The following is a 1,179-nucleotide window of genomic DNA, read 5'->3' on the forward strand; positions in this document are numbered from 1 at the left end:
CTGACCGCGGTTTTTGATGATCTTGCGGAGCTGGTAGTTCAGCGACTCGATCGAGTTCGTGGTGTAGATGACCCTGCGCAGCTCGGGAGGGAACGCCAAAAACGGGATGAACCGCTCCCAGGCGGCCTGCCAGGTCGCCACCGCATGCGGATACGTTTTACCCAGATCCGAGACAGTGAAGGCGTCAAACTCCACACGAGCAGCTTCCGCATCAGCGGCGGTGTATATCGGTTTCAGTGCTGCCGCAACGGCTTTACGGTCTTTGTAGTTCACGAACCGCATCGACGCCCGTATCAAATGCACGACACACGTTTGAACCGCAGTACGCGGCCAGGTCGCCTCGATCGCCTCTGGCAGCCCGGTCAGACCATCACAGCAGACGATCAGCACGTCCCGGACACCGCGGTTGGCCAGGTCAGCGCATACCCCGGCCCAGAACTTCGCGCCTTCGGTGGTCTGGATCCAGATTCCGAGGACATGCTTGACGCCGTCGATGTCGACACCGACGGCGATGTGAGCGGCTTTGTTGCGCACGTGCGCCCCATCGCGGACCTTGACTACCAGCGCGTCGAGGTAGACCACTGGATACAGCGGCTGGAGCGGGCGGTGCTGCCAGGCGAGGACTTCTTCGCTGATCTCGTCGGTGATCTTGCTGATCGTCTCATGGGACAGCTCCGTGCCGATCGTCGCAGCTAAATGATGCTCGATGTCACGAACCGTCATGCCCCCCGCATACAGGCTGACGATCATCTCATCCAGTCCGCCGAGACGCCGTGAGCCTTTCGGCACCAGGCGTGGGGTAAAGGATCCCTCCCGGTCACGGGGCACGTTCAGATCCACCGGACCGACTTGTGAGGATAGTGTTTTCGGGGTCGTGCCATTGCGGGAATTACCGAACAGCACAGCTGCGGGATCACCCTTCTCGTAGCCGAGGTGGCTGGTCATCTCGGCCTGCAGTCCGCGCTCTAACGCCGCCTTGATCAGACCAGGGATGAAACCACCGTCACCGGTCAAGTCGAGCTCACCGGAATCGATCTTGTCAAAGATCGCATCCAGAGCGCCCGACCGGGCCAGTTCTGCCGCTACATCTGACCCACGATGCTCCCTATCATCTGTCACAAGGTCCATCATCTCCTCTCAGACGGACCGAACCCTTACACAGACCATCTGACACGCCCC

General features: G+C 60.5%; 1 protein-coding gene. It reads right to left on the reverse strand.

What is annotated here, in order from left to right:
- Nucleotides 1-1,128: IS256 family transposase (locus ONR57_RS04680; RefSeq protein ID WP_374116397.1), on the reverse strand; the 1,128-nt coding region annotated here is incomplete at its 3' end.
- Between the last annotated feature and the right edge of the window lie 51 nt (nt 1,129-1,179).

Source organism: Hoyosella sp. YIM 151337, from assembly GCF_026041215.1.
In the GTDB taxonomy this organism is placed as follows: Bacteria; Actinomycetota; Actinomycetes; order Mycobacteriales; family Mycobacteriaceae; genus Hoyosella.